We start from the raw sequence: 1593 nt of genomic DNA, 5'->3' as shown, positions 1-1593 counted from the left end.
TCGTGGCTCGTCGGGATGTCCTGGGCGGCTGCCCATTCGCCCACGTCCCGGCGTTCAATGGCCGCGGCCATCAGATCCGGGAACAGGTCGGGCGTGCAGGCGAAGGCCGGGACGCCAATTCCGGCAAGTGCCCTGGCATGGTCTGAGTCGAACGACGGATGGCCGCTGTCGCTTAACGCCAGGAGCGCGATCATGGTCGTCCCCGACCCGACGATCGTGGCCGCCCGTTGCAGCATCTCTTCCGCAATGCCGCCTTCGTAGAGGTCGCTGATGAGCACCAGAATCGTCTCGGTGGGCCGGGTGATCTGGTCCTGGCAGTATGCCAGGGCGCGGTTGATGTCCGTGCCGCCGCCGAGTTGCACACCAAAGAGCACATCAACCGGATCGTCCAACTCGTCCGTCAGGTCGACAACCTCCGTGTCGAAGACCACCAGGCGGGTCCGCACCGACCGCAGCGAGCTGAGCACCGCCCCGAACACGCTGGAGTAGACCACGGACTCGGCCATCGACCCGGACTGGTCGATACACAGGATGATTTCACGCTGGACCTCGGTGCTGCGCCGGGTGTGCCCGACCAGACGCTCGGGCACGATCGTCCGGTATGCGGGCTGGTAGTGCCTAAGATTTGCGGCGATAGTTCTGTTCCAGTCAATGTCCCGATGCCGGGGCCGTCGTGTCCGTGCCGCCCGGTTCAAGGCTCCGGAGAGCGCCTGTATCGTCTTGGAGCGCAGACGGTCCTCAAGCTCGTTCGTCACCTGACGGATGACTGTCCTGGCGGTCTCGCGTGACTGCTCGGGGATGACACGGCCGAGGCCGACGAGCGTGCTCACCAGCCCGACGTCGGGCTGCACGGTTCGCAGCATCTCCGGCTCGAGGAGCAATTGCCGAAGGCCGAGCCGGTCCATGGCGTCGGCCTGCATCACCTGGACCACCGTGGACGGGAAATAGCCCCGGATGTCGCCGAGCCAGCGGGCAACGCGAGGGCTGGACGCGCCCAGACCCCCGCGGCCCTTCTTTTCTTCGGCTCCGTACAAGTCCTCCAGGGCCCGGTCGCGCCGGGCGTCAGCGGTGGAGAGGACGACGCTGTGTCCCTCCGCTGTGGTGACGCCGTCGGCCTCATGGCCGCCGAGCACAAGGCGCCAGCGGCCCAACCGGCCGCGGTCGTCGGTATCTGCGTCGGTCACGCGATCGCCTCCCATCCGAGGTACCTGGCCATCGTCCGGACCGCGGGGCCCGCGGCGGTCAGGTCCAGGTCGGTCTGGCTGACGATGCCCACTTTGTCGCCAATGCGGCTGACTTGCTCTCCGATCTCGCGCCGCTCCGGCCGGCTGAATGCTGAAAATGTCCTGCGCAGGAGCGGCAGGACGTCGTCGAAGATGGCGTCGTCCACCCCGGCGACCCAGTCGTCCACGATCTGCAGGAGCCGCCGATCATGAATCAGCAGTGTTGCGTCTCCGGAGATGAGGCCGTCCAGCCAAGCGGCGGCTTGCCGTGAGGGAGTGGCGATCGAGAGCCGCCGGCTCAGCGTCGCCGCGACGTCGTTCCCGTCGACCAGGCCTGCGTCCAGAAGGAGCCTCGTGGCCCGACCTGCCA

General features: G+C 67.3%; 2 protein-coding genes. Both read right to left on the bottom strand.

Annotation, left to right across the window (positions count from 1 at the left end):
* Window positions 1-1184, bottom strand: a 1184-nt coding sequence (locus Y706_RS24970) for a VWA domain-containing protein (protein ID WP_253906768.1), incomplete at its 3' end; no start/stop codon positions are given.
* On the bottom strand, window positions 1181-1593 hold a 413-nt coding region (locus tag Y706_RS28115), incomplete at its 5' end, for a DUF5682 family protein (RefSeq protein ID WP_043436012.1). The genes Y706_RS24970 and Y706_RS28115, both read right to left, overlap by 4 nt.

The organism is Arthrobacter sp. I3 (genome assembly GCF_000520575.1).
Classification (GTDB): domain Bacteria; phylum Actinomycetota; class Actinomycetes; order Actinomycetales; family Micrococcaceae; genus Arthrobacter; species Arthrobacter humicola_A.
Note: the sequence above shows the minus strand (reverse complement) of the source record. Positions and strands in the feature narration are given on the sequence as shown.